30 protein-coding genes and 1 tRNA gene are annotated in these 25,320 nt (G+C 67.3%); 10 read left to right on the top strand and 21 right to left on the bottom strand.

From position 1 onward, the window contains the following. Positions 1–2 precede the first annotated feature (2 nt). The 3 genes from lysA to FGW37_RS22245 form a co-directional block, all read right to left on the bottom strand. A complete protein-coding gene (gene lysA, locus FGW37_RS22255) occupies positions 3–1,394 on the bottom strand; it encodes a diaminopimelate decarboxylase (RefSeq protein ID WP_179082661.1) in 1,392 nt (463 codons plus the stop codon). 14 nt (positions 1,395–1,408) lie between these two features. Beyond that, entirely contained in the window at positions 1,409–2,230 is an 822-nt protein-coding gene (gene nrtL / locus FGW37_RS22250) for an ArgS-related anticodon-binding protein NrtL (protein ID WP_179082660.1), read from the bottom strand. A 148-nt stretch (positions 2,231–2,378) separates the two neighbouring features. Continuing rightward, positions 2,379–2,912 (bottom strand): response regulator, encoded by a 534-nt coding sequence (locus tag FGW37_RS22245; protein WP_179082659.1) that lies wholly within the window; start codon positions 2,910–2,912, stop codon positions 2,379–2,381. 163 nt (positions 2,913–3,075) lie between these two features. Here FGW37_RS22245 and FGW37_RS22240 point away from each other — a divergent pair. Together FGW37_RS22240 and FGW37_RS22235 are read left to right on the top strand one after the other, a co-directional pair. Further along, positions 3,076–3,147: transfer RNA gene (locus FGW37_RS22240), tRNA-Arg, on the top strand. Positions 3,148–3,332: 185 nt separating this feature from the next. Next, positions 3,333–3,899: a hypothetical protein gene (locus FGW37_RS22235; RefSeq protein WP_179082658.1), complete on the top strand. Its 567-nt coding sequence runs from the start codon at positions 3,333–3,335 to the stop codon at positions 3,897–3,899. Positions 3,900–3,941: 42 nt separating this feature from the next. On the opposite strand, the gene FGW37_RS22230 is transcribed toward FGW37_RS22235, so the two are convergent. The 10 genes from FGW37_RS22230 to FGW37_RS22185 form a co-directional block, all read right to left on the bottom strand. After that, positions 3,942–5,399 carry a tyrosine-type recombinase/integrase gene (locus FGW37_RS22230; RefSeq protein ID WP_179082657.1) on the bottom strand — a complete coding sequence of 486 codons (1,458 nt, stop codon included), beginning with the start codon at positions 5,397–5,399 and terminating at the stop codon, positions 3,942–3,944. Further along, positions 5,396–5,578, bottom strand: a complete 183-nt coding sequence (locus FGW37_RS22225; RefSeq protein WP_246430839.1) for a helix-turn-helix transcriptional regulator — start codon at positions 5,576–5,578, stop codon at positions 5,396–5,398. The genes FGW37_RS22230 and FGW37_RS22225 overlap by 4 nt, the downstream gene beginning before the upstream one ends. 158 nt (positions 5,579–5,736) lie before the next feature. Further along, the gene (locus tag FGW37_RS22220; RefSeq protein WP_179082656.1) at positions 5,737–6,108 is read right to left on the bottom strand and encodes a hypothetical protein; all 372 of its coding nucleotides are present in this window, start codon (positions 6,106–6,108) and stop codon (positions 5,737–5,739) included. Beyond that, positions 6,105–6,716: a hypothetical protein gene (locus FGW37_RS22215; protein ID WP_179082655.1), complete on the bottom strand. Its 612-nt coding sequence runs from the start codon at positions 6,714–6,716 to the stop codon at positions 6,105–6,107. The genes FGW37_RS22220 and FGW37_RS22215 overlap by 4 nt, the downstream gene beginning before the upstream one ends. A 92-nt stretch (positions 6,717–6,808) precedes the next feature. Beyond that, entirely contained in the window at positions 6,809–7,051 is a 243-nt protein-coding gene (locus FGW37_RS22210) for a hypothetical protein (RefSeq protein ID WP_179082654.1), read from the bottom strand. Positions 7,052–7,078: 27 nt separating this feature from the next. Further along, positions 7,079–7,273 (bottom strand): hypothetical protein, encoded by a 195-nt coding sequence (locus FGW37_RS22205; protein WP_179082653.1) that lies wholly within the window; start codon positions 7,271–7,273, stop codon positions 7,079–7,081. A 20-nt stretch (positions 7,274–7,293) separates the two neighbouring features. Further along, a complete protein-coding gene (locus FGW37_RS22200) occupies positions 7,294–7,557 on the bottom strand; it encodes a hypothetical protein (RefSeq protein ID WP_179082652.1) in 264 nt (87 codons plus the stop codon). A gap of 137 nt (positions 7,558–7,694) precedes the next feature. Then, a complete protein-coding gene (locus FGW37_RS22195; RefSeq protein WP_425506577.1) occupies positions 7,695–9,836 on the bottom strand; it encodes a cell division protein FtsK in 2,142 nt (713 codons plus the stop codon). Further along, positions 9,833–10,066 (bottom strand): hypothetical protein, encoded by a 234-nt coding sequence (locus tag FGW37_RS22190; RefSeq protein ID WP_179082651.1) that lies wholly within the window; start codon positions 10,064–10,066, stop codon positions 9,833–9,835. Before FGW37_RS22190 ends, FGW37_RS22195 begins: the two co-directional genes overlap by 4 nt. 87 nt (positions 10,067–10,153) lie before the next feature. Beyond that, positions 10,154–10,528: a hypothetical protein gene (locus FGW37_RS22185; protein WP_179082650.1), complete on the bottom strand. Its 375-nt coding sequence runs from the start codon at positions 10,526–10,528 to the stop codon at positions 10,154–10,156. Positions 10,529–10,893: 365 nt separating this feature from the next. Here FGW37_RS22185 and FGW37_RS22180 point away from each other — a divergent pair, with 365 nt between their 5' ends. Together FGW37_RS22180 and FGW37_RS22175 are read left to right on the top strand one after the other, a co-directional pair. Next, on the top strand, positions 10,894–11,682 hold the full coding sequence (locus FGW37_RS22180; RefSeq protein WP_179082649.1) for a GntR family transcriptional regulator: 789 nt from the start codon (positions 10,894–10,896) through the stop codon (positions 11,680–11,682). After that, entirely contained in the window at positions 11,679–12,446 is a 768-nt protein-coding gene (locus tag FGW37_RS22175; protein WP_425506576.1) for a glycosyltransferase family 2 protein, read from the top strand. Before FGW37_RS22180 ends, FGW37_RS22175 begins: the two co-directional genes overlap by 4 nt. Here FGW37_RS22175 and FGW37_RS22170 read toward each other — a convergent pair. After that, a complete protein-coding gene (locus FGW37_RS22170; RefSeq protein ID WP_179082647.1) occupies positions 12,436–13,200 on the bottom strand; it encodes a GntR family transcriptional regulator in 765 nt (254 codons plus the stop codon). The genes FGW37_RS22175 and FGW37_RS22170 overlap by 11 nt on opposite strands. A 674-nt stretch (positions 13,201–13,874) precedes the next feature. On the opposite strand from FGW37_RS22170, the gene FGW37_RS22165 reads away from it, so the two are divergent. The 3 genes from FGW37_RS22165 to FGW37_RS22155 are packed head-to-tail and all read left to right on the top strand — an operon-like array spanning position 13,875 to position 15,209. Further along, complete coding sequence (locus FGW37_RS22165) at positions 13,875–14,108, top strand: hypothetical protein (RefSeq protein ID WP_179082646.1); 234 nt, start codon at positions 13,875–13,877, stop codon at positions 14,106–14,108. A gap of 10 nt (positions 14,109–14,118) precedes the next feature. Continuing rightward, entirely contained in the window at positions 14,119–14,835 is a 717-nt protein-coding gene (locus FGW37_RS22160; RefSeq protein WP_179082645.1) for a GntR family transcriptional regulator, read from the top strand. Beyond that, positions 14,832–15,209, top strand: coding sequence for a hypothetical protein (locus FGW37_RS22155; protein ID WP_179082644.1), 378 nt, complete (start codon positions 14,832–14,834; stop codon positions 15,207–15,209). The genes FGW37_RS22160 and FGW37_RS22155 overlap by 4 nt, the downstream gene beginning before the upstream one ends. Positions 15,210–15,292: 83 nt before the next feature. On the opposite strand, the gene FGW37_RS22150 is transcribed toward FGW37_RS22155, so the two are convergent. The 4 genes from FGW37_RS22150 to FGW37_RS22135 form a co-directional block, all read right to left on the bottom strand. Next, positions 15,293–16,219, bottom strand: coding sequence for an FkbM family methyltransferase (locus tag FGW37_RS22150; protein ID WP_179082643.1), 927 nt, complete (start codon positions 16,217–16,219; stop codon positions 15,293–15,295). Positions 16,220–16,315: 96 nt separating this feature from the next. Beyond that, positions 16,316–17,548, bottom strand: coding sequence for an amidohydrolase family protein (locus FGW37_RS22145; RefSeq protein WP_179082642.1), 1,233 nt, complete (start codon positions 17,546–17,548; stop codon positions 16,316–16,318). A gap of 207 nt (positions 17,549–17,755) precedes the next feature. Further along, on the bottom strand, positions 17,756–18,196 hold the full coding sequence (locus tag FGW37_RS22140) for a hypothetical protein (RefSeq protein ID WP_179082641.1): 441 nt from the start codon (positions 18,194–18,196) through the stop codon (positions 17,756–17,758). A gap of 61 nt (positions 18,197–18,257) precedes the next feature. Continuing rightward, positions 18,258–18,812: a hypothetical protein gene (locus tag FGW37_RS22135; RefSeq protein WP_179082640.1), complete on the bottom strand. Its 555-nt coding sequence runs from the start codon at positions 18,810–18,812 to the stop codon at positions 18,258–18,260. 769 nt (positions 18,813–19,581) lie between these two features. Here FGW37_RS22135 and FGW37_RS22130 point away from each other — a divergent pair. From FGW37_RS22130 to FGW37_RS22120, 3 genes are all read left to right on the top strand, one after another. Continuing rightward, complete coding sequence (locus FGW37_RS22130) at positions 19,582–20,139, top strand: hypothetical protein (protein WP_179082639.1); 558 nt, start codon at positions 19,582–19,584, stop codon at positions 20,137–20,139. A 566-nt stretch (positions 20,140–20,705) separates the two neighbouring features. Beyond that, a complete protein-coding gene (locus FGW37_RS22125; RefSeq protein ID WP_179082638.1) occupies positions 20,706–21,125 on the top strand; it encodes a hypothetical protein in 420 nt (139 codons plus the stop codon). Between the two features lie 1,061 nt (positions 21,126–22,186). Continuing rightward, on the top strand, positions 22,187–23,089 hold the full coding sequence (locus tag FGW37_RS22120) for an ATP-grasp domain-containing protein (protein ID WP_246430501.1): 903 nt from the start codon (positions 22,187–22,189) through the stop codon (positions 23,087–23,089). On the opposite strand, the gene FGW37_RS22115 is transcribed toward FGW37_RS22120, so the two are convergent. From FGW37_RS22115 to FGW37_RS22105, 3 genes are read right to left on the bottom strand one after another with little or no spacing between them, the layout of a single operon-like run. After that, positions 23,002–23,436: a DUF4279 domain-containing protein gene (locus FGW37_RS22115; protein ID WP_179082637.1), complete on the bottom strand. Its 435-nt coding sequence runs from the start codon at positions 23,434–23,436 to the stop codon at positions 23,002–23,004. The genes FGW37_RS22120 and FGW37_RS22115 overlap by 88 nt on opposite strands. A 33-nt stretch (positions 23,437–23,469) precedes the next feature. Next, complete coding sequence (locus FGW37_RS22110) at positions 23,470–23,889, bottom strand: DUF4279 domain-containing protein (RefSeq protein WP_179082636.1); 420 nt, start codon at positions 23,887–23,889, stop codon at positions 23,470–23,472. A 43-nt stretch (positions 23,890–23,932) separates the two neighbouring features. Then, on the bottom strand, positions 23,933–25,255 hold the full coding sequence (locus tag FGW37_RS22105) for a putative adhesin (protein ID WP_179082635.1): 1,323 nt from the start codon (positions 25,253–25,255) through the stop codon (positions 23,933–23,935). Between the last annotated feature and the right edge of the window lie 65 nt (positions 25,256–25,320).

Raw genomic sequence — 25,320 nt, 5'->3', positions numbered from 1 at the left:
CGTCAGCCGACGTCGAGACGAAGAAGGTCCTCTTCGGTCTCGCGCCGGACGATCACACGGGCCGCGCCGTCGGCCACCGCCACCACCGGCGGCCGCAGCGCGTGGTTGTAGTTGCTGGCCATCGAGCGGCAGTAGGCGCCGGTGGCGGGCACCGCGAGCAGGTCGCCCGGCGCCACGTCGGCGGGGAGGAAGGCGTCCCGGACGACGATGTCGCCGGACTCGCAGTGCTTGCCGACCACGCGCGAGAGCATCGGCGCGGCGGTGGACGCCCGGGAGACCAGCGCGACGGTGTACTCGGCGTCGTAGAGGGCGGTGCGGATGTTGTCCGACATACCGCCGTCGACGCTGACGTACGTGCGCAGGCCCGGCAGCTCCTTGACCGTGCCCACCTCGTAGAGCGTGAAGGCGGTCGGGCCGACGATGGCGCGCCCCGGCTCGACGGAGATGCGCGGCACGGCGAGACCGGCGGCCGCGCACTCGCGCGTGACGATCTCGCGCAGGCCCGTGGCGATCTCCTGCGGCTCGCGCGGGTCGTCGTCGGCGGTGTAGGCGATGCCGAGGCCGCCGCCGAGGTCGATCTCGGGCAGTTCGACGCCGTGTTCGTCGCGGATCTCCTTGAGCAGGCCGACGACGCGGTGGGCGGCGACCTCGAAGCCGGAGGTGTCGAAGATCTGCGAACCGATGTGGGAGTGGATGCCGACGAGCTCCAGGCCGTCGAGCTTCAGCGCCCGGCGGACGGCCTCGGCGGCCTGCCCGCCGGCGAGCGCGAGGCCGAACTTCTGGTCCTCGTGAGCGGTGGCGATGAACTCGTGGGTGTGGGCCTCGACGCCGACGGTGACCCGGATCTGGACGCGCTGGCGCTTGCCGAGCCGCTCGGCGACGTGCGCGACGCGCACGATCTCCTGGAAGGAGTCGAGGACGATCCGTCCGACGCCGGCCTCGACGGCGCGGGTGATCTCCTCGGTGGACTTGTTGTTGCCGTGCAGGGCGATGCGCTCGGCGGGCATCCCGGCGTCCAGCGCGGTGGCGAGCTCACCGGCGGAGCAGACGTCGAGGTTCAGCCCCTCCTCGTGCAGCCAGCGCACGACGGCCCGCGAGAGGAACGCCTTCCCCGCGTAGAAGACGTCGGCGTCGGCCCCGAAGGCGTCGCGCCAGGCGCGGCAGCGGGCCCGGAAGTCGCTCTCGTCGAGGAAGTAGGCGGGGGTGCCGAACTCTTCGGCGAGGCGGGTGACGGGGATGCCGCCGACGGTGACGACCCCGTCCTCGCCGCGGCCGGCCGTGCGCGACCACACCTTCGGTTCGAGGGCGTTGAGGTCGGCCGGCGGGGCGGTGTAGTGCCCCTCGGGAAGGACGTCGGCGTAGCGGGGCCCGGCGGGGTGGGCGGAACGGCTCATGGTCTCTGATCCCCTCAGAGGTGTGCAGGTGCGGTGATGCCGAGCTGGTGGAGGCCGTCGGCCAGCACGTTGCCCGTGGCCTCGGCGAGGGCCAGGCGGGCGCGGTGGACGGCCGAGGGTTTCTCGTCACCGCGGGGCAGGACGGCGCAGCCGGTCTGCCACGTCAGGAAGGCGCCGGCGGTCCGGTCGAGGTGCCGGGCGAGGCGCTCGGGGTCACGGGCGGCCGTGATGCGGGAGTGGTCGGCGAGGGCGGCGAGCAGCGGGGCGGCGCCGTCGAGGCCGGCGTCGGCGGGCTCGGCACCGAACCCGAGATCCCGTGCGTTGCGGAGCAGCCCCTGCGTACGGGCGTGGGCGTAGCGCACCCGGAAGAGGGGGTTGCTGTCGCGCTGGGCGAGGAGCTCGGCGCGGTCGAAGCCGGCGGGCCACAGCAGGCTCCAGCGGGCGGCGTCGGGGCCGAGACGGGCGAGGAGGCCGGGGTCGGGGGCGGGCAGGGGGAGCGGCGCGGCGGCGGGGGGCGCGCGCAGCACGTCCCGCACGAGCCGGACGTACGAGGTCCCCTCAAGAGTGATGTTGAGGAATCCGGGCCCGGCGATGTCGACCCGGGCGACCCCCGGCTCCGCGGCCAGCCGCTTGCGGAGCACCTCGGCGACCTCGCGGGCGGGCCGGCCGGTGTCCTGGGCCACGCGCAGGGCGACGTTGGTGGCGTAGTCACCGCACCCCGGGCGGGGCGGGACCCGCACGGTGACCCGCGTGGGCACGGCGGCGGGCAGCTCGTCGGCCTCGACGGCGCAGTGCACGGCGTGCAGCACGGTGCGGGAGAGATCGGCCGGGGTCACGGGGCCAAGCCTAGGGGAGAGGGGTGGGGCCGGGGCGAATGGGTTTCGCCGACCGAGACGGCGCGGCGTCACCGGAACCCGGATGCGGCCCGGGCGACGGAGGCGCGCGCACGAGGCCTGGGCGGATCACCAGCAGCTCGGGGGCGGACTACTCACGCCCCTGGAAGGCCTCCGCCCCGCAGACGGACTGGATCCCGCGCACGACCCCTGCATCCCCGGGGGCCGAGGCCCCCGGAACCCCGTCGCCCCGCTCCCCCTTGCGGCGCCGCATGAGCCTGCGCACGAGCCGCACCATCTCGACCGGCTCGAACGGCTTCGCCAAAAACGCATCGACCCCGGCGGAACGGCCGCTCTCGACCTCCAGCTGGGTGCAGGCGCTGATGATCGCGATCGGTATGTCGTGCGTACGGGCGTCGGCGCGCAGCCGGGCGGCCGTGTTCAGCCCGTCGAGCCGGGGCATGACGACATCCAGCGTCACCACATCAGGACGCACGCGGTGCACGATCTCCAGACACTCGGCACCATCGGCCGCGGTCACGACCTCGAAGCCTTCGAGCTCGAGGTTGACCCTGATCAGCTGCCGGATGACCTTGTTGTCGTCGACGACAAGGACCCGGCCGGACAAGCCAGGCACACCCCGAGAGTAAGCGCGCCCGCCACGCTGCGTCCGGGTTTTCCCCACTTCCACCCCGTGCGGGCGAGCTTTCCCCGACCGCCCCGCACTCCCCCACCCGGTGCGCTACCCCCGCCCGGCCCCGGCGCCCGGAACCCCGCCGAACGACGTTGCGGATCACCCTACGGAAGCTGGTAATGTTCTACCCGTCACCGCGCCACGCGGACGACACGCCCCCGTAGCTCAGGGGATAGAGCAACGGCCTCCGGAGCCGTGTGCGCAGGTTCGAATCCTGCCGGGGGCACTCGCCAAGGAGCAGCAGAGATAGTGCGCTGATCAGGGCGGATGCCGACATTAGAGGGCGAGGGACAGTCTCACTGTCCCTCGCCCTCTCTCGTTGTCGCTCGCTGTTTGCGACACACCTCCGACACACTCATCAGCCGTAAGCCGCGGCCACGCCGCGCTCAACCGCGGGATGAGGATGGTGCGATGGATGAAGGGCTGGCGGTCCTGATCGCCGGAGGCTGTGGACTGCTCGGCGCTTTGGCTGCAGCTGTCGGCGCCATGCGGGGTGCCCGCCTAGGCGCTACGAAGGCACTCGAAACCACCCTCGCTCAGGTTGCGGGACAAGAGTCGGCCGAGCATCGCCATTGGGCCCGTGAGCAACGCATGTCGACCTTGATGGACGCCGTTGATCAACTCACAACCATGGATCGAGCCCTGGGGGCCGCTGGCGTAAAGCTCGCCCTCGGAAATATGCCGTCGGCTTCATTGCACGAAGAGTTCATGACATCGAACGAAACGTTCGTTCGAGCTATCTTTCGCCTGGGAGTCTGGGGGCCTGATCAAGCCCGGGTCCTCGGCCAGCGCATCCATGATCTGATCAGGCATGTCTACGAATCATGGGCCATGTGGGAGGCAGCGGTGAATTCTGGGACTCCAACAGACATTCACCAGGAGACATTTCGCGCTCGCCGGGCAGAGCTTCATGCGCCCTGGTCAGATTTCCTGAACCTTGCTGCACGAGCCCTCAGAGAACCTGAGCAGGCCTCCTAGGGAAGCGTCTTTTAGGGCCGCCCCAGGAGGCCACCTCTATCGCTAGGTCGTATCGCCCTCCTCCTCCAACGCTTTTGTGATCTTTACGTTGGCCGCTTCCTCATGGCCGTCGATGCAGCCGTGGTACCGGCGATGGATCACCTCCGGGGAGTTACCGACCCGCCGGGCCACTTCGGCGATCGGGACGCCAGCATTCAGCCACCGTGTGATGCACGCGTGCCGCAGGTCGTACGGGCGGCCGGCCAACGGCGAATCGACACGGTCCGGCGGCAGCGCGTAAACCCGTGCTTCCTCCCACACACGCCAATAGGTCGACGAGCCGACCACTCCCCCGCGCTCATTGCCGAAGACGCGCCCCTCTTTGGCCGTCCCGAACGTCTCCAGATGCGCTTGAAGGATCGTGACCAGGACGGGCGGGATGGGGACGGGCCGGTCGGTAGATGCCTCGCGGGCCTTCAGGCCCCGGCGGTCGTGCCGCTCCCCGGAGTCGGTCCATTGCTTGCCGGAGACGGGGCGTGTCTCCCGCAGCGTCAGCGTGCCCCAGCCTGTTTCCGGAAGGTGGCAGTCCGACAACCGGAGTCCTACGGCCTCGGCAGGCCGCAGCCCGGCGTAGTACTGGACCGCGTAGAACGCCACCAGGCGGCGCCCACGGCTGCGGTCCCATGAGCCGACATAGGAGACGGCGGTGAGTAACTGCCGGCCCTGGACGGCGTTCACGAGAACCCTCGGGTCCACCACGTCGCTGGAGCCCACCTGCTTCTTGCGGATCTTCTGGAGTGGGTTCTCCGAAAGCTCTCCCGTGGCCACCGCGTGTTCGAGAGCGGTGTTCAGGGCACGGCGGCGCCGCTTGTACGTCTCTCGGGCCGCCGGCTTTCCGTCCAGCAAGTAGCCGAGGCGATATGCCACGCCCTCGAAGACCTCGGGATCAAGCAGGTCAGTGACGGGCCGATCCGCCGTGAGGCACTCGTAGGCGGACTTCAGTTCCGCCGGCGGGTCCTGCCCTGCGTTCGCGGGCACGATGCCCCATCGGAAGGCCAGTCGCAGGCGTGCGTCCTCGGGAGTGTCTGACCCGCGGATCACCATGGCCAGCGCCACGGCTGCAAGACCGTCTGCCATGCCCTCGCGGGTCTTGGCCGCGCTGGTACGCCACCGCCCAGCAACGTACTTCCGGCAGAATTCGAACCACCGCAACGCCGGCTTGACCGCAGCCGCTTCAGCCACTTCAGCCGCTGCCCGCACCTCGGACTCAGGCAGACCCGAGGCGATCTCAAATGCCTCACCCCGCCGCATGGCCTGTCGTAGCTCAGCTCGCCGGCTGTCAGCGAGCGCGGACGTGGTGAACGTGCCGCCATGCACCTGTCCGCCGACCACCCAACGCAGGCGGTAGGGGCTCGACTTCCGGCCTGTCTTGGTGACCTTCCACAGCTTGATGTCGAAGGAGTACCCCGGTCGGGCGGATCCACGAGCCCGCCCAACCGGAGTGCCGTTCTCCCCGCTCACGCAGCGTCCTCCCGCTCCGCGAGCCACCGGTCGTACTCGGACCGCCGAATTCGGACATCTCCGTTCGGCAGCTTGATCGCGCGAGGGGCCTTGCCGAGTTGGCGCCACCGGTAGAAAGTCGACGGGGCTATCTTGAGGTCAACGATGACCTCCTTGACGGTCAGCTTCTCGTCCCGCACTCGGGCCGCCGTACCGTCGTCCTCTCTCCTATTACGGGGCCCGGGCAGCGGGCGCGTGTCGCCGTGGTGCATGCTGATGGCACCTCCTGGATCCTGTACGGGATGGGGAGGCCGGGGCAGCGGGACTCTTTGCCGGATGACCGCTGCCCCGGGCGAAGTCAGAGGAGCTGGGTGCGGCTCCACTCGCGGTACTGGCGGCGGACGTACCTGCGGCAGTCCTCGTCGGTGACCACGTCGGAGCCCCTGAGGCTCAGTCCGGTGTGCGTGACGTCGTACTCGACCAGCTGCCGCGCGGCGTTGGCTGCGGCATCAACCGCGGGAGCAGCAACGTCCGGCGCGTACGTCGCCGCTTCCTCGATCGCGATGCGGTCGAAGACGGCGGCTTTGCGCAGCCAGAACTCCCGGCCCTGCTCCGTGCCGAAGCGTCGGCGGCTCTGAGCCTGCCTGAGCACGCAGACGATCTCCGAGAGAATGCGGGGAGCTCCTGCGTACGCGGCGGCGGGATCCGTGGTGTGTGCTGCGTCCGTCACTGCTCCCCCTCCGGCTCCTGGTCCGCCCGGGCGGTGAGGAGTACGTGGTGGAGGGCCATCTCGGCTTGCTCGCCGTATGCGTATGCGCAGTCCGCCAGGCCGAGCAGGGCGCCTTCGCTGCGTCCCGTGAACCGTGCCACCCGGCGTGCGCCGACGTGTGAGCGCAGCAGGGCCAAACGCCGTTGCCCGGGCCAGTGCCCGAGGTCGCCGCGGAAGTCAGGCAGCGGCTCGTCGGGGAGTTCGTAGTGGTCGGTCTGGTCGCGCTGGAGCTCGACGTACCGGGGGCGGTATCCCTTGATGACCGTCAGCAGGGCGCCTGCCGTCCCGTAGGCGTACGCGAGAGCGAGGTTCTCGTACAGGTCAGTGGTCACGTGCTGGTGGGCCCTGCTCAGGGCGCGGATCTGGCTCAGGACGACGTCACGGGGGCTGATCTTGTACTCCCCGCTGATGTTCACGTCACCGCTCACCGTCTGCAGACGTGCCGGCTCGATCTGCCACGCGGCGACCGCGGCGGCCTGGTGCGCGAGCCGGCCCTCCCGGGCCGCGGCGCCGAGGGCGAACACGCTCGCCGTTAAGTCGTCGAACCACGCGATGGTGGGGTTGGGCATGGGCTTCCTCCACTGTCGGAGTTCGGACCGGGCTGTCCGGCCCTCCGCACGCCTCCACGCTCCTCACGGAGCTGGAGCCGCACGGGGAGCCGTCAGACGATGGCCGACGCTGCCGAGCCGCCCTCGCGGCACTGGAATAAGAGCGCGCGGAGATCGCTGCCCACCACCGCCTTCAACCGCTGCTCGATCGCCTGCCAGGAAACGGGGTCGATGGCCATCAGCGCGGCAATGGCCGCCGGCCCTTCGCCCTCCTCGATGGCCGTGAGCGCATCGCGGAGTTCGCCCGAGGCCATCAGCGAGATGGGCTGCGGGGCGGAGCAGTTCTGCTCGGTCATGGGTGATCCCTTCGAGTTACTTGCCGATTACTTGCCGATGCTGGGAATCGCGTGGCCGATGGACGACATGACTTGGTCGATGGAGCCGGCAGCGCCGGTGCGGCTGAGGTAGTAGCCGAAGAGGATGGCGACCGTGGCGCCGCCGATGCCGACGGACTTCGAGCGGATGAACATCGCCAGGAGAAGGCCGAACAGCACGAGCGCGGAGATGGAGAAGGACATGGTGAGGCTCCTCGGATAAGTCAGCGTCGGGCTTTGCCGGTGCCATCGCGGTGGAGCTCGACGATGGAGTTGTAGAGGCGCCGCCCGACACGCAGACGCATGCCGTATCCCTCGCAACGGCGGCATGCGCGGCCTCGCTTGAGCCGGCCGCTGCGGGTCCGCCGGATCATGGCGCCCCAGCCCTCGCACTTGCGGCACGCGCCGAACGGGCTGGCGAGGCAGAGAAGGGCATAGCAGAGCGTGATGAATATGAGGCCGGGCATAGCGTTGAGCAGAGAACTCATCAGACCTCTCCAGATGGATTTCGGGCAGCCCTCGGCGAGCACCGCTAGGCGCTAGGGCGCAGGTCGTTGGCACTTTCGTGCGCTAGTGGGGGTGCTAGACCTAGCGGGGCTGCCGCTAGGTCTAGCGGCGCGGCCGGCTAGGCGGCTGAGGCCGTTCCGTCACGTTCAGCAATCGCTTTGAGGACGTCGGCTCGCTTGATCCCGCGGCGGCTGGAGCCCTTACCGTGCTCGGTGATCCCCCACACCTGGTCCGTACGGACGCCGTAGGGCTTCAGTGCGGAGGTGAGCTGCTCCCCCGCCCATGCCCCGTACACATCCGGCCGGAGTTCCGCGAGCCGGGAGACGATGACTTCGTTCCACAGCTTCGGCTTATCGGCGGAAAGAACGGCCAGAACGTCCGCGAGCAGGTCGTACGACGCGGTGGTGACGCTTTCCGGCTGCTCGCCGAGCGCATGCCCGGCGAGTGTGCCGAGGCGCTCGCGCGCCTTCCGGGCTCGCTGGGCGATGCGTTCGGCCGCCACGGCATCGATCTCGACCGCGCGGACGATCCGGGCGTCCGCGCCTTCGCCGAGGAAGTAGCAGATGCCCTTGTCCGTCCAAGCGAGCATCGTTGCGCGGACGCCCCGCTTGTACGCCCCGGTGCCGAGGACCATGTCGTTTTCGACGTGGCTCATGACCTTCAAGCACCAGCGGGCCGAAGCGTTCGCCGAGATCCCCTTCGGCAGGCTGTCATCGTCCGGCCGCTGCGTGGCCAGCAGCAGCACGATCCCGGTGGCCGGACCGCGCTTGACGATGTCGGTGCAGATCTCTTCGAGTTCCTTGCCGTACTTCGGGTGCTCGAACCACTTCTGGCACTCGTCCACCCCGACCACGATCGGGTGCAGACGCAGGGACCTCTTCGAGGCCAGTTCAGAGGTCACCTTCGACTCAGGGCAGATATCCCTGGGCAACATACGGATGACCTTCGTCCGCCGCCTCAACTCCGCTTGCAGCTCGCGCATGGCGGTCAGGGCATAGAGGAGATCCTCCTCGTCATCGCCCGCCCGGTGCCGGAAGCCGACAGCATTGCCGACAGGGTCGAGATCACCCGTGCCTTTGAGGTCGTAGCTGTGCACTTCGGCGCGTGGGTCGAGGGCCGCGATAAGCAGCAGAAGACGCAGGAGGAAGGTCTTCCCCATCCTCGGAATGGCACCGATCACGCCTGCGAGGTACATGGGGGTGATCTCCACCCACCGCCCCCGCTGGTCGGTCCCCCATGTCACCGGCTTGAAGAGATCCACGACGCCGGACTTGGCGAGAGGCCATGCCGGCTGCTTCGCCCTGGACATGTCCTGGTCGCCGACCCACAGCTTCAGCCGGCCGGTGTGCTCATCCTGAACAGCCTCGGGCCATACGGTCCCCAACGGCCGGCGGAGGCCAGAGGCCAGTCTGTCTCGCCGGTTGATCACGTCAGGCGCCGTCACGCCGTGCGGAAGGTCGCCCTCGGCCAGCCAACCGGGGCCGTCGCGAGTGATAGGGGCGGTGAAGACGAACCCGTCTCCGCCCTTCGACTGCGCCTGAGTGATCGCCGAGATGCCGATGGAGCCAAGGGCCCGAAGCACGATGTCACTGGTGAGCTTGGTGACCTTCGGGATCTCCACCGCCCTGTGGATGACCGGGGCGTCGGCCGACTGACCAAGCCAGCCCATCGCCATCGTCGCGGCGAACCCCGAGAGAGCCAACAGCCACTCCGGCGCCATGACGAACAGCGCCAGCGCCAGCGTAAGACCGGACATCAACGCCACGACGGCAACCACCGCCCGCCACCGCACGCGACGATCCCTCTGACGCGAGAGCTGCAGGTATTTGCCGATGTCCTCGTGAGCCGCCGCTGACTGCCGGAACGGCTCGCCCTCGGCGTCCGACAGCCACCGCAACGCGCCACCGACGAACCGTGCGACGCCGTGGGGCGCCTGTACCGCGAGACGGACCGTGTACCAGGGGGTTCGTACCGCGTGATACGCGGCGATGTGCCAGGCGTACGCAGCGACGCCCTTGCTCACCGCGGCGAACTCCTGCCGCGACTTCGCCCACACCGGTATGACTGGACGGCGCTTCGCGTCGCGCACCCAGTCCGTCAGGCCGGGGCCGGAGGGCCCGCCAGGGCGATCGACAACCACGGTCTCGTCGAGGCCGGCGGCGGATGCAGCGGGGATTTCGGCAGCCGGTTCGGCGGGAGAGACCTGCTCCGGTGCCTGTTCGCCTGTCGGCTGGTCGGTCACGGATGCCGGTGCTGTCACGCCGCCCTCCCAGCCCGGGCTTCCCGCCGCACGCTCGCGGCGCTCTTCATCGCCGCGACGCTGCTCAGCTTCGCCGCGCGCTCCTCGGCCGGTTCTCCGGGGCGGCCGAGGAACAGTTCCCTGAAGTCCTCGGTCTCCGGCCCTTGGAGTCCCTCGAACTCGTAGGCGCTGTCCTCGAACTCGAACTCCAACGCCTCGCCGACAGGCCGGTGGACGACGTACGTACGCATGATCTCTCCGGGTCCGGAACGGGATGGGAAGAGTCAGCGGCAGCAGGACCGTCTACCCCTGCGTCCGCTGCCCTGACCGGAGCGCGGTCAGACGCGGAAGCGGCGCGGGCCCGTGAGGCGGAGCAGGCACTGGTACGGGATCACCACGGCCGTGCAGCCGCCGAGGCCCGCGAGCAGGATCAGCAACCAGTCGGCGCCGAGTTCCCCGACCGAGCGGGAGCTGACGAAGCCGGCGAAGAGCGCGACGGCGAGGACGAGCAGGGCCAGGACGCTACGAACGGGCGTGGAGGGTGCGGAGCAGCGGGCGACGACGGATAAGGCGCTCGGTTCGAGGAGGCGAAAGCCCCCGCCGGGCATCCACACCACGACGAGCCTGCCGTCGGTGTGCTCATTGATCCCGGCAACGGTGCCGAGAGCTACGTCGTGACGACCTCGAACGACGTCGCCGATGGCCAGCTTCATTGATCCCCCTTCGGGAGTGGAGGCAGGAGACCGGCGACGGGCGCGAGCGCGCCCGCTCCCGACGCAGAAGCCGCCGAGAGGCCGGCCCTTCGGAACGAGCGGTCATCACCTCCGACGCGGCCAACGGCTCGTAGCGGCGTCGGAGATCAAAAACACTCGTTCGTCCAGGCACTCTGTGCAGTTCTCAAGGGTCTGGCGCGTCCTTCGAGCTGGGGCTCCCAGGGCGATGCAACTCCTAAAGAGGTCTTCTCCTCAAGTCCTCTTTAGGAGTTGCCGAGACTATGACGCAGCTCTCATCAAGTCGTCAAGACCTCTTGAGGAGTCGTATGCTGAGCGCCGTCAGCGCAACAGGACGGTGAGCACCGATGGCCAAGGCGTACGAGCGGATCGCGGACGGCATCCGAGAGTCCATCCGTGCAGGTCAGCTGGAACCTGGTCAGCGTCTCCCCTCGGAGACCACGTTGGCCGCGGAGTACGGGCGGAGCGTTCCGACCATCCGTGAAGCACTCCGTCTTCTGCGCGATGAAGGCTTGATCGAGAAGCAGCACGGCCGCGGCAACTTCGTCCGTCAGCCCCGCACGACGGTGCTGCGTACGAACTCCCGGCACCAGTGGGAGAAGAACCGTGCTCGCGAGCCGGAGCCCCTGCGGGCGAAGACCGGGGCCACCGAGCACGACACCGGCCTTCAGGTGAACGACCTCGTCTTCCACGCGTCCTACCGCGAGATCAAGGCCGGCAAGAGCCTCGCGGAAGCCTTCGGCATCTCCGAGGGTGACGTCCTCGTCGAGCGCACGTATCGCACGCGGTACGCCGCCGAGCGCGCCCCGTTCGCCCTGGTGACCTCCTACCTCGTCCGCGACATCGTCGCGGAGAACCCGGATCTCTTGGACGCGTCCAAGGAGCCGTGGCCGGGCGGTACACAGAACCAGCTGTTCACCGTCGGAATCGAGCTGGACCGCATCGAAGAGCACGTGACGGCCCGCCCGCCGGCGCCGGAAGAGGCCGAGGAGCTGGAACTGCCCCCGGGCACCGCCGTGCTTCTGCTCCGGAAGATCTCGTACGACACCAACGACCGCGTTGTGGAGCTCTCCGACATCACGCTGCCCGGTGATCGCACGGAAATGCTCTTCACCACTCCCCTGGAAAGGTGGTGAGTGCCGTGCGTCGGCGCATCATCATCGTCACCGCTGTCCACGCACCGTCCGCTCACCACCTGCACGACGCCTACAAGTCGCTGTGCGACCAGGAGCTCCCCGAGGGCTGGGAGTGGCACTGGGTCATCCAGGAGGACGGGAAGACCGACGACGTCGCTCCGTTCGTCCCCGACGACGAGCGGGTGACCTTCCGGCAGGGCCGCAGCGGCGGCCCCGGAGTGGCCAGGACCATGGCCCTGGCCCACGCTGACGGCGACTACGTCAAGATCCTGGATGCCGACGACCAGCTCCCCCCGGGCGCCCTGGCACGCGACATCGCCGTCCTCGAACGCGACCCCAGCATCGGCTGGACGACTTCGCGCGTCCTGGACCTGCTACCCGACGGATCAACGGTCGGATTCGACCAGGACCCGGAAGGCGGGCCGATCGAGCCGGGCTCCGTTCTCGCGCACTGGCAGGAGCACAACTACCGTGCCCAGGTGCACCCGGCGACGCTCTGCGTCCGCCGTGACCTGCTTCTCGCCCTGGGCGGCTGGATGGCGCTTCCCGCCTCGGAGGACACGGGGCTTCTGCTCGCCCTGGACGCGGTGAGCCGCGGCTGGTTCACCCGCGAGGTGGGCCTCCTGTACCGCAAGTGGCCCGGACAGGCCACGGGTCAGGCCGCCCACACTGATGCGGCGGAGCGCGATGCGCGCATGGCCGTCGTCGAGGCTCGGGCTCAGGCCCTCGCGTACAACCGCTGGCACTACCCGGTCACGGTCTGACCGACACCTCGTAAACGACCACACCGGAAGCGGCGGGCAGCACAATGTCCGCCGTTTCGACCGGCCGGCCGTCGTCGCTGTAGTAGGTCCGCTGGATGCGAGTGACGAGCGCGCTCCGCTGCACGCCGAGGAGGGTCGCCTCCTCGGCACTCGCACGCCCGGGTTCCACCTGCTCGACCGCGCGGTCGACCGTGATCCCGATGTCGGCCATCCGGCCGACCACCCCTCTGCCCGCGTGCGGGCCGCCTTCCGGGAGCACGACCAACGTCCCCATGGTGAGGCTGTACGACTCCCAACTCGTCACAAGCTGGACGGGCTTGCCGTCGACCAAGCACTCGTAGCGGGTCCGGACGCACAGGTCGCCCTTGGCGATCTGCAGACGGGCTGCGATGTCGGCCGAGGCGGGAACCTTCGCGACCGTGCTGCTCTCCCAGGTCCCTTCCGGGCCGATGGCAGCGGGATCCGTACCGAACGGCGACCACTTGGCGCCTACCTGCTCCCCGCCTGACGCGCGCAGCATCCGCATCCGCTCGCGCGGCTCGGCAACGTACGTACCCGAGCCTGCCCGCCCCTCCAACACGCCCTGCGAAATCAGGAGTTCTTGGGCACGGCGGATGACGTTCTCACCCACACCACCACATTCCGCCGCAAGCTGGGTGCGGGAGGGCAGCCGATCCCCTGGGGACCATTCCCGATCCGCGATTCGCTGTTTGAGCAGGTCAGCGACACGGAGATAGGGCGGCTGCTCACGCATATGGAAAACCTAACCCAGAAGCCAGTACGCTAGTGAACTAGCTTCACTCGCTGTGATCTCGTGGCGACGGAGGAACGTCTGTGTGCGCACGCAGAACCCGCGCCGAGCACATGGCCGAACGCCTCTCCGCCGCGGGTTTCACTCCTCGCGTGAAGCACCGGAACGACCATGTCCGCGTCGAGACGGAGGTCCCGTCACCGGTCTCGGCCGAGGCATGGCAAGAGCTCTTAGAGGTGCTGACGACGGCCGACTCGTTCGGACTCGTCAACAGCGCGAGCGGCTGCATCGCTTGGGCCGCTGTCGCAAAGGAAACCCCCGCGACAGGCGAATCTGTCCGGGGGCACGGCTTTCAGCTGTAAGGAGCTGATCAGCGTGCAGGAGCTTATCCGCCGAGCCGTCTCGTGGGCTAGGCGACATTTTGTTCACTCTGCGGGCGGCTTCCCCGAACCCGCGCCGGCCGAGCGCCCCGCCGACGGCGCCGCGACGGCGCCGACCGCATTCCCTCGGCTGACCGGACACCGACGGTCGCGATGCACGAAGCGGAGCCAGGGCGAAGAGGCCGCCCTCGTGCGCCTGTACGTGCTGGCCGGCGACGAACGCGCCCAACTGCGGTTGCAGGCGCGTTGGCAGCCGCGCGGCATCAGTCAGCGCTGGACTGCGGTGGAGGTGCACTGATGCGCGAGGATCTCGTCACCTCCAACAAGACACATCGGTACGTCGCCGTTCAGATCAACGGAGAGACGGTCCGACGAGGGGACGTCATCGACCTCGACGGCCGGGGCTTCGGGGTCGTCGACACGCTTGACGCACCCGACAATGTCCGGTGGCTGCGGTCCCGCACGGGGGAAACGATGGCCGTGCACGCGACGACTCGGCTGTCCGCTGTGCGGGCCGTCAAGAGGCGGTGAGCGAGCGACCATGGTGGCTCACTACCAGTCCGTCGCCGATGACCTGCGGCGGCGCATCGAGTCCGGGGAGTTCCGGGTCGGCGATCGGCTGCCGGCGGAGACGCAGCTCGCGACGCGGTACAGGGTCAGCGTGCCGACTCTGAGGCTCTCGCTGGAGCTGCTCCAGGCGGAAGGCAGGGTCGAGAAGCAGCAAGGCCGGGGGAACTTCGTCCGGCACCCCCGTGCGCGCACGGTCTACGACAGCGAGCGGCAGGCGACGCAGTCCCCGCCCCTTCAGGTCAGCGTCGAAGTCGACACGGTGAACGCGACCAGCCTCCTCTCCACACTCCTGAAGGTGCGCCGCGGTGCCCTGCTGACGGAGTTCGACTTCATCAGCGTCGTGGGGACTTCGGTACAGGGCATGGTCCGCCTCTACGTCCCTCAAACGGTGGCGAGGCTCGGGCCCCCTGAGGGGGAGCTGTCGCCGTGGGGCGACAACGTCCGGGAGTCGCTCGCCGCGGCCGGCGTGCACGTGGCGTCGACGGTCGAGCGCGTCACGTCCCGACTGCCGAGCGTCGAGGAGAAAGAGGTCTTCCGCAGCACGACCCCGGTGCTGGCCGTAGAACGGACGTCGACTGATGACAGCGGCCGGGTCGTCGAAGTAGCACTCCTGACGCTCCCCGGAGACCGCGCAGAGGCCGTCTTCACCGCGCAGACCCGCGCAGAGGCCCTGGAGGAGGCCCGATGACACCCCACCTGAGAGGCCGAGCCATCCAGCCGAAGTCGGACGGCAGCGACCACGACCTCCGTCTCCTGCCGTGGAGCTCGCCGGACGACAAGCCGTGCTTCCTGAGCACATCCGACGGTCAAGGAGTGCTGTCTCGATACGCCGATGGCGTGGAAGCAGCGCAGCTGGCCATCGGCGCAGAAGCACTGACCGATGCAGCGGACCTGCTCGCGGACCCCGCGGCGTGCCGATACCACCTTCGAATCGCCCTTCAGCAGACGGCTCGATCACTGAGCGATGCTCTGCGGATCGCGGAAAGCCGAGGCGCTCGCCTGTACGCGGCGGACCCCGAGGAAGAGCGGGCAGAAGAGACCGCGCACCAGCCGCAGGAATGACGCCCACACCGGCCGCCCTCCGGCACCCAGGAAGGTAGGCCCATATCCACGGTCCGGCCCTGCGGGGCCGGACCGTTCGCGTCTCAGGGAAGCGTCTCAGCATCCACCCGGGAGAAGATGAGGTCGCTCTCCCCCACGACGGGCCCGCGCCATCGCACAGGGGCTAAGGGAGCACGACGCAGGGCTGCCGGATAGCTCGCCGCGGCGTAATCATTGGCGATCCGGTACGTGTGGAAGCCGTACTCGCGCATCGTGGCAAGCAACTCGTCGGCGGAGTCCCCCAGCTGCGCCATGCGCTCGGGGGTCACCTCGATTGCGATCTCAGCCTCGGGCCGAAGCCGATCGAGCAGAGGAACCATGCCCCGGACGACACTGCCCTCGGCCCCCTCAACATCAACCTTGATCACCCGAGCCGCGGCAATCTCCACCGCGGTGAGCACCTCCGGCAGCGGCTTCGCCTGGATCTCAAAGCGGGATTCCGCCGGCCCGTCGTACGAGACGATGCTGTTCGCCCCGATGTTGCGGGAACTGGCGAGGGTGAAGGTCAGCGCTCCAGGAGAGTCCGAAACTGCGGTATTCACCGCGCGAACGTTCCGGCAGCCATTGAGCCGAGCCTGCGCCGCGCCCCTTTCGTGAACCGCCGGAGATGCCTCGACGGCCACCACGCACCCCTCCTCGCCCACCAGCCGTGAGGCGAGCACGCTGAAGTACCCGATATTGGCGCCGACGTCGACGAAGGCGTCGCCGGGCCGGAGTCGTCGACTCAGCCAGCAGGTCAGGTGCGGTTCCCAGACCCCGAACATGTAGATGTACCGCTGGATGAGGTCCTGGGTCTCGACAGCGAAGCTGGCCCCTAATCGGGATCGGGTGACCCGACGGCGAGGATGATCCCGCAGGTAGGGGTTCAGGTACTGCGCAGCGAGCGGAGCCTTACCGAACGAGCCGGGGGCATGACGCACGTACCAGCGGCTTAGGGAGACCAGGGACTCTGCAGTATGGAGCTTCACCATCCGACGACTGCCCCTTCACCGAGCTCCCAGGCGAGCCCGAACGCTCACGCAGGAGCGGGCCCAGCTTTCCACGGGGCCGAGACTCGGCGCATCAGGTCATGGGGTGACGTTCCGGCCGACATCGAAGGGCAATCCCAGCATCCGAATCGCGTTACCCCGCAAGATCTTGTACGCCACGTCCTCAGGCAGGCCGGCCACGTGCTCGGCCGCCACCCGCTTGGTGTGCGGCCAGGTCGAGTCGACGTGCGGATAGTCGGTCTCGAACGTGGCGTTGTCGACCCCCACGGCCTCGATGGAGTCGATGCCGTGCCTGTCGCGGAAGAAACAGCAGAAGACCTGCCGGTAGTAGTAGGTCGAGGGGGGCTCGGGGATCAGGTCACGAACACCGCCCCACGCGCGGTGCTCCCGCCAGACGTCGTCGGCCCGCTCCAGGGCGTACGGGATCCAGCCCATCTGTCCTTCGCTGTAGGCCAAGGTCAGTCGGGGGAAACGGACGAGGACACCGCTGAAGAGGAAGTCCGCCAGGGACGACATCGCGTTGTTGAAGCTCAGCGTCGCCTGCACCGCCGGCGGCGCATCCGGCGAGGCTGCCGGCATCTGCGACGACGACCCGATGTGCATGTTGACCACCGTGCCGGTCTCCTCGCAGGCGGCGAAGAACGGATCCCAGTAGCCGGAGTGGATCGAGGGGAGGCCGAGGTACGTCGGGATCTCGCTGAAGGTCACCGCACGCACGCCGCGGGCAGCATTGCGCTTGATCTCGGCGACGGCGAGATCAACGTCCCACAGCGGGATCAGGCACAGCGGGATGAGCCGGCCGCTGCTGTCCCCGCACCACTCCTCAACCATCCAGTCGTTGTAGGCCCGCACGCAGGCGAGAGCGACCTCCTTGTCCTGTGCCTCGGCGAAGGTCTGCCCACAGAAGCGGGGGAAGGTCGGGAAGCAGAGGGACGCCTCGACATGGTTAAGGTCCATGTCCTGAAGCCGGGCCTTCGGATCCCAGCACCCCCGCCGCATCTGCTCCCGGGTGATGCCATCAAGGGTCATCTCGTCCCGCGAGAACCCAACGGCGGCGATGATGCGCTTGTACGGGAACAGGAGCCCCTCGTACTCCCACCAGTCCGTGACCTGACCGCGAGGGTCGGTGGTGAACCGGTACTTGCCTCCGACGTACTGCAGATCTCCGATACCGGCGGTGAACGGCTTCGGGCCGCGAACGCGGTACTTCTGCGGCAACCACGCTTCAAAGAGGTGGGCGGGCTCGATCACGTGGTCATCCACGCTGATGACCTTGGGGATCGCCTGAGCAGTGTGCTTCTCACCAGCCACAGCAGGCCCCTCGCCATATCAAGAATTTCTGACGGACAGTCAGATTTACAGTATGGCGGTGACCTCTATACGGCAAGGGAGGTCAGAGGTCCAGGGAAAGATACAGAGGGACCGGAACAGGCCATGACCGCAGGTGAAACCAGACCCAATGCCAGCCCGTGAACGGTGCAGGGGGCCGCCTGTCGCGTCAGACGGCCCCCTGGGACATCAGAGAGAACCCTTCCGATCCCGCCATCGTCGGCGAAGGACGAAGAACCCGAAGAGGACGACCAGCGGTGACAGCGAGAGCACCGTCGGCGCTCCGGCCGGCAGATCGCCACCGACCGGCATGGCGTAGGTGAGCGCCAGGATGAGGGGCGGGCAGGTGTAGAGAGCAGACCCTGCCCACCGCCACGCCTTCTCGACCCTGGGCCACCACGGCCGCACCTGCATCCTCGGCTCGCTGTAGACGATGGCTATCGAGATCGGCCACACGACGACTGCAGCCAGAAGAGGTGAGATGGCCAGGCCGCCCCAGCCCAGAAGTTCTCTGATCAAGGACGCCCCGGGGTACGAGATCATCAGGAAGAACAGCACGTTGAACGCGCCGTACCCGACAGCCTCCGTCACCGTGCCGGGCCCGTCCTCACTGCTGGGCTTATCGATCACCCCTGACACCTTCCCATTCTCCCCCTCGTACAGCCGATCAGCTAGCACTCAACAACGCTTGTCAGCCACAAGCGTTAGCCACGCCACCGAGGCCGCTCACGGACATCACGAACTCTGCGAACTCCTCGCCGGCCTCGGCCGGGGCGTAGCCGTCCTTCAGGTAGCGCCAGGCGTACTTGGCGAACTTCGTGAAGCCGCCGACCTTGCCGATGATGCGGCTCACCTTGGCCACCGGAATGGCGTTCTCGGCTGCGAACACGGCGATAGCAGCCGTGCAGCTGAACCAGTTGGGCGCGACCAGGCCCGAGACGGAAGCCGGGTTTACGCCCCTTCGCTCCATGTCCTTGGTCAGCTGCTGTACGACCTCCGGGTCGTTGAGCGTCTTGCTCTGGAGGCGTTCCGGCAGGTTCTGGATGGCCTGCGCCAAGGCCTCCAGCGCCCGGATGCCCTCGGCGTCGCCGACCGTCGCTCTGGCGAGCGGACGCGCGTCGATGGTGGCCGTAGCAGAGGTCTGCGCACGGTTGAACTCAGCAGCCGAGGCAGCCGGCGCAGCGACGCCGAAGGCAAGGGCGGCCAGCGCAGAGACTCCGGCGATGCGCAGGGTGCGACGATTCATTACACTCCTAGGTGCGTATGCCGGGAAGGCGGCGTGCGGACTGCCGGATTCGGTTGCGAGCCCACCCGGCCCCGCGCGCCGTCGATCCCGTACCAATTCCCTCCCAGCCGCAGCACGTTGGTGCGACGGAGGCGGTCGAACAGGACGTTAACGGGCCGGAAACAAAGGCTCAACGCAAGATCCAGTGACAAGCGTCACGCACCCGTTGGCAAAAATCCTGGTTGCATCGAGCGGGGCCGAGCCCCCTTTATCGGCGTTCATAGATACCGATCGGTGAACCTGTTTTGAGGCCAATCCGACCAAGCTTGCTTGCTTAGGCATCAAGCACCAGAACAACGACGGCCATGCACGGTGGAATTAAGCCTTCGTTGAGGGATACTTGAGCTTCCGGGTGGTTGCTACTCCCGGAGCTCCACCTCGGGAGTAGCAACCTGACGCACCCACCCGGGGCCACGCACGCTGTCGACACTGCCCGTATGTATCAGCCACACCCACAGTGCGCATGCCGCCTTCACGGGGTGATTTACGGGCGATAAAAAACGCATACCAGCCATTCGCTGACTGGAATCAGCCAGCCCACCTCAGAGCCCGCAGGTCTCACCGTGTGATGTCGCGCAGCGCTCCACCGATAGACAGCCGGCCGGAGACGGGCCACTAGGTCCAACTGTCCTGTTCCGAACGCATGGTGACCGAAAACGATAGGTCTAGCCTCGCAACCCACTCCTAAGATCCTCTGGACATCTTTAAGAGTTCGTGACTGGAGGCGCAGGTGGGAGCGGCTGAACAGCTCGTGACAGTCGCCGCAGTGATCCTCGGCGGACTCACCACACACTTAACCAACGCTCTAGCAGAGCGGCGTCGCAAGCGGCACGAGCTGTCGACTCGGTGGGATGACAAGAAGCTCGACGCCTACGCGGGCTACGTCGAGAAGGTCAGGACGAGCATCTTCCTCGCTGTAGAGCTCTATGAGCTCAGGGAGGGCCTACGCGAGCGCCACCGAGATGACGCAGAGATCAAGGCCGACATGTCGGAAGCAGGGCACCTCCGCGGACGAGCCTTCGAGCGCATCATGCTGCTGGGCGGCGACGAGGTCGTTGAGGCGGCTCACACCCTCAACGCAGCGACGCTCGGAATTGACTGGCAGGCAGCCGGCACGACGAGGGGGACCCTTGAGGAGTGGCGCGAGCGCAACCGCGCCGCATTCCGCGCGATCAACGCCTTCCACGATGCAGCCCGAACGGACCTCGGCGTCAGCGGCAGAGTCACTGGCGAGCAGCACCCCGAACGAGACCTCTTACTCCCACCTACCTGCAGGAGCGCGGAGTAACATCCCTAGCTTCCGATCCACAGGCACACTCCCCTAGCCGCATGTCATCGCGCACGGTCCGGTTCCCGAGGACGCTATGTTCATTTATTCTGCACTCGATATGGCAGCGGACCAGCTGCAGGCTAGCGATGCCTCCGTTGACTCTCTGTAGTGGAGCCAACGTCCGGAGGATAGGGCACCAACGTGAGCCGGTCTCGCCGCAGTTCGGGCAGCGTAGCCGCACCACTAGCGCCTCGAACGGGGTACAGCGAAGAATCGCAGGTGAAAGGAGGCCAGCCAGCCCTCTGAGCAATGCGCGGCTATGTGCGCCCATGCCAGCACCGCCAAAACCTCACGTAGTTGCAGCTTCCAAATCTGAGGGCTCGGCCATCGACCGTCGTCAAGCGCTGGCCCTTGAGAATTATTCTGCTCGACGGCGTTGTCGGCCGGGCTGAGGTCAGTGGTGGTAGAGCGAGGCATACGCGTGCGTGATGGGCCAGCGTACCCGGCGCCACTGAGCAAGGAAAAACCCAGATCTCCAAGTTCTCTGGTAGGACCCAGGTTTACAAGTGGGGCAGGGGGACGGTATGAAGTCCCTCTTGATTCAGATGTCAAAGAGGGGGACTCACATGGTCAGCAGTGGAAGGACTCTGAGTAGCTTTAGGGTCGGAGACAAGGTCACGGTCAGGGCGCCAAGCGACAGGCCCTTGTACCACCATGGGTCACACGGGACTGTCGTCACCATAGGCACCAAGCGGGTCCACGTACGGATGGACAAGGCCGCGTTCGAGAGCCACGACGGAGAAGTGGCGAACTTCCTCCCCGGTGACCTGGACCCCGGGCATATGGGGACTCCCCGAAACTCTGACCGTATGAACAATGCCGTCACCGCCTACAAGCTGGCGGCTGGCACCGATCTCGTGGCCGTGGCGATGGACGCTGGGGTCATCACGGCTGAGCAGGGGGAGCGAATGAAGGCTATATGGGCCAGCCACCTGCAGAGGTGACGAGTGCGGCCCTCCTGCAGCTCAAGTCGCGCGCCGGGTGAGTGTCTAGCTGTGTGACAACGCCTGCTAACAGCAACGGACGAGCACGAACGTCTGCTGACAGCCAGCACAGATGAGAGGCACGCCGGCCCAAGGGAAACCTCACCCAGCTGACTCCGCGAGGGCCCGCCCACATCCGTCGCGGTCCCGGTGAGCAATCCGGGCATTCCCGAGAACAGGCAAACCTGCCCCCGGACCAGCATCAGCTAGATGCTTTCCTGCTGGCCACAGACTTGCAGGGTCTTCAAAACCAGGCACCTTCTAAGCACTTGGCCGCGCTTCAAGCCTTGCCAGGGTGCCATGTCTCGCTCCTGCGTTCGGAGGGCACTTCTTCTTCCTCAGGGCAAGCACCCTGGGCTACCCGCATCCCGATTGCGCCTCCGCGCGACAGGGTCCCGCGGGATACTGCCGCCCGTGCGAGCGCTGTGGTTCTCCCCAGGTATGAGCCCGTAGGCGGCCAAGCCCGCGCAGGCAGAAGCCCCCGCGTCGCCTGATCTCGGCGGGGGCCTCGATCTTGCAGGCCGGCTGACCTTTTTTGGCCAATGGGACATGATCGGGACATCCGGGTGCCGACTCGCCACATCGGACGCATCCCTCCTGGTCGCCTCGGTGCTCAGGCCCAGCGCATCTCCGCCGCCCTCCAGGGTTCGCCACAGCTCCGACACACTCCACGTCGCCACACTCCTCATGCCACAAACCGCCGCAGGTCACAGGGGCAGAGTGGAGCGATCGGCACACGGCCTCCGGAGCCGTGTGCGCAGGTTCGAATCCTGCCGGGGGCACTCGCCGAAAGTCAGCAGAAATCACGCGCTGGCCAGGGCGGATGCCGACAGAAGAGGGCGGGAGTCAGTCTCACTGACTCCCGCCCTCTTTCGTTGTCTCTCAGCGTTCGCAGCAGAGGGGCTGCTGAGCTCGACAGCCGAAGCACCTCAGTCGTCACACCGAGCAAGTCATGGGGATCCTGGTACAGCCGTCCACCAGCAGCGGTGGACGGTTCGCGCTTCAATGGGATCGTTGACGCTGTGAGCAGAACCGACTTCCTGGCGCACGCGCCGCAGTACTCAACCACTGGCGATCTCCTGGCAGCCGCTGCGCGGCGACGGGGCATGGAAGTGGAAGTGCTCCCTACCCGTGGCGGTGCAGGCGGGCTGAGGGGGAGGCAGGGTGGCCATTACTTCGGCGGGCCGCTGTTCGCCGCCGGAATCGCTGACGAACTCGAAGTCGCCCTGCTGGAGCCGACAGACGACTGGCTGACGTCCCTGCCACACGAGTACACCCTACGGAACGTCGTGTCCTCCACCTTGAGCGAGGCTCGACGCCTGACCCGGCCCGCCTTCGTGAAGCCACCGAGCGACAAAAGCTTTCCAGCCGCAGTCCATACCGATGGCAGCACACTGCCTCGCACAACGGACCTGCCGTCAGACACACCGGTTCAGATCAGTGATGTCGTCACGTGGGCCAGAGAGTTCCGCCTCTTTGTGCTGGACGGCGAATGCCGCGCAGGCAGCCAATACGCGGTATTCGGACGCATGGACTCGGCTCCGCTGCACGGCCATCCTGACGAGGAAGTCGTCCGAGAGTTCGCAAACAACCTGCTGGCTGCGCACGGCCGCACACTGCCCAGCGCGGTCGCGCTCGACGTGGGTCTCCTGTCGGCATCCGACGGCGGCACCAGCGGCTGGGCCGTGGTCGAGGCCAACATGGCTTGGTTCGCCAACTGCTACGCATCGGATCCGGATCAGGCCCTCGACGTGGTCCTGCGAGCGGCCGGCCCACGGTCACGGCTGACTGCCCGGGACCGCGGGTTCTGCCGCCACCTCAAGGACGCATGGGCGAGTCAGCCGAGAATCGACTCCAGCCAGCCGGAGTCATCTTCACTCTTCGCCACGCGAGCAGTGAACGACAACGGGATGCCCAGCTGCTGAACAAGGGCGAGGGTGCGGGCCTCCAGCTTGCACACCGAATTGGTTTTCACAAAGCCGGAGACATCGACACGGGTCTGGAATCCCTGCTCACGAAGCCTCGCCAAAGCTCCCTGCAAGGGGAGCAGCTCCCCTACCAAGTCACCGAGTTGCCGCTCAACATCCAAGGACTTCTCAGCAGGTCGGTAAACCCACATGACAGTACCGCGCGGCACCGATCCCTGCCCCGGCGCGTCCACGGCCGTGCCCTTCAGCCCGAGCGCCGTATCGACAACCTCGGGGACCAGGCCGGGCTTGGTGACGACGAGAGCCGCACACACCGATTCCCAACCATAATTCCGATCAAGCATCAGTCGACCACCTGCGTGTTGATTTCCTCTACTTTATCGCTCATTGATGTTCGGAACCACCTTGAGTGGAATCCCCAGGTGAGCAATTCGCACAAGCAGTGCGTGGGGAATCGCGAACATCGCCCCGTCGCCCGCGTACCCGCGAACCTCAAGGGAAATCTCGTGCCCGGATTGCTGGAGTGCCGCCAGTTCGGCTGATTTCGGATCGGTCAGGGCCAGCACATGAGCCAGTTGCTCGTCGGGATCCTTCGCAGTGCGCTGATCGCACTCCATCATCCACAGACCATTGGTGTCCTCAGCGGGACGCCAGCGGCTCGGCCCCGGCACACGGGTAGCGGTCGGCTCGATCCCGAGGACTGCCGTAACCGTGCCGGGATCAAGGTCAGGCTTCTCAATGGTGAGAGACACCGAGCTCAGCACCCAAGGCCCCTGAACGTCCACCGAATCACTCATTTCCTGTTCCGGGCCACCTGAAGTGGATCGATCTGCGCACATTCTAGAACTCGATTTCACGACAAGCAGCCCAGTGCACGTCACCCATGCCCGGCTTCAGCAGCTCGGACAGGAAAGTTCGCCGGCTCACTGTCGTGGACTTTTCCATGATGCTGAACCCACCGCCCACACTCGCGGCCGGCGCATCCAGCGTGTAGTCAGGAATGACTTCGCCCGGGTGGAATTTCTGCACATAACCCCCCGGGTAGATACCGGCCTCGACCGTAAGGCCGTTGAGTCCCGGCAGCAATTCGCCATGCGGGACGTAGAAGGAAATCGTGGTGCCGGACGGAACCGTCATTTCGCCGGCTCCCCTTCGCAGGTAGCCATGCCCTGAAAATACCGTTTGCCCATCAGGCCGACCTCCCTTGAAGACGCGAGTCGCGTAGTAGTGACCGTCGTCAGGCGTGTAGCGAGACTTGTCGATCATCTCCGGCCTACGATCCATGATCGCCTGCTTCACGTCCTGCGGAGCGGGCAACGCGTCACCCGCGCCCCGGTGCCCCTCGTCGTGCGGCCCACCGGAGTGGCTCGCCAAGTCACCGGGATGGACCGTCCCACTGTCGGTGCCGTGGCTTCCGTCGCCGTCGTGTGCGTCGTCCGCGCTGTCGGAGGGCGGAGCTTCCCAGGGGTCGGGAGCCTCGTCACCCGAGCCGTCGCTCGCGGGCCCGTCGCCGTATTCCGGGACCTCGGACGGGTCTTCCGTCTGCTCGGCGGGTACGGTGTCCTGCGCCTCGGACTGCTCCTGTGGCGCCGAGGCCTCCGCAGAGGCATCGGCCCCTTCCGCCTCCGCGCCACCGGAGTCCTCTGCAGCCGTCGGTTCCGGCGCATCGTCCGTCTGCTCGGCGCCCGCGTCGTGCGCATCTACCGGGCCTGTTTCGGAGTCTGCGTCCTCAGCAGTCGCCGGTTCCGGGGCGTCAGCGTCCGGCTGCTCGGCTTCCGTCTCCGGGGTGTCGGTTTCCTCGGGTGTGTCGTGGGTTTCCTCTACGGCCTCCGGCTCCGGGGCGTCGTCCGCTTGCTCGGCACCCGTTTCCTGTGAGTCCTCCGCGTCCGCCGGTTCCGGGGCGTCGGCGTCGGGCTGCTCGGACTCCGCTTCCAGGGTGTCGGTCTTCTCCGGTGCGCTGTCGGCTGCCTCTGCAGCCGCCGGTTCGGGAGCGTTGTCCGCCTGCTCGGCGTCCACGTCGCGTGCGCCCGTCGATTCCGGCGCTTCCGCCGGGCCCGTACCGGAGTCCGCGTCCGCCGCCTTCGCCGGCTCCGGGGCGTCGACGGGCTCGGAGGGCGGGGCCTCTTGGGGCGGCGGAGGCTGCTCGGGCCGGCGGTCACTCATGATCGGAATTCTGACATTGCCACATCAAAGCGCTTGAGACGCAGGCGTACGGGGAGACTTGAAAC

This window comes from Streptomyces rectiverticillatus (assembly GCF_013394065.1).
GTDB classification, from domain to species: Bacteria; Actinomycetota; Actinomycetes; order Streptomycetales; family Streptomycetaceae; genus Streptomyces; species Streptomyces rectiverticillatus.
This window is presented reverse-complemented; position numbering and strand designations above follow the sequence as displayed.